At 70.6% G+C, this 541-nt stretch carries 1 protein-coding gene; it reads left to right on the forward strand.

Annotation, left to right across the window (positions count from 1 at the left end; all coding sequences use genetic code 11):
- Positions 1–541 (forward strand): host specificity factor TipJ family phage tail protein (locus tag ACTFO6_RS17540; protein WP_439935714.1); only part of this gene is annotated, 541 nt, incomplete at both ends.

Genomic DNA, 541 nt, shown 5'->3' on the forward strand with positions numbered 1-541 from the left:
GCACCGCTCGCTATGAGGTGCGCCTCACGCGCACGGACCCCAAGGACACGGGCAGCAACGTGGGCCACGATCTCGTCTGGGCGGGCCTGCGGGCGTACCACCCGGGCACCAACGGCTATGGCCAGCTCACCGTGCTGGCGCTGCGCATGCGGGCGAGCAACCAGCTCTCGCAGATAGCCGCGCGCCGCGTGAACGTCATCGTCACCCGCAAGCTCCCAGTGTGGGACGGCGCCTCCTGGAGCGCTCCCCAAGCGACCCGCTCGATCGCCTGGGCCATCGCCGACATGCTCCGGGCAGACTACGGCGCCCACCTCCCGGACAGCCGCATCGACCTGGCGGGACTGCTCGCGCTGGATGGCGTGTGGAGCGCCCGCCAGGACTACTACGACGCCGTGCACGACTCGGTCCAGACCGTCTGGGAGGCGGTCACCCAGGCCGCCCGCGCGGACCGGGCGCTGCCCTACCTGCAGGGTGGTATCGTCCATGTGGTGCGTGATAGCGCCCAGAGCGTGCCGGTGCAGCTCTACTCGGTGCGCAACAT

Source organism: Pelomicrobium sp. G1, from assembly GCF_051905455.1.
In the GTDB taxonomy this organism is placed as follows: domain Bacteria; phylum Pseudomonadota; class Gammaproteobacteria; order Burkholderiales; family UBA6910; genus Pelomicrobium.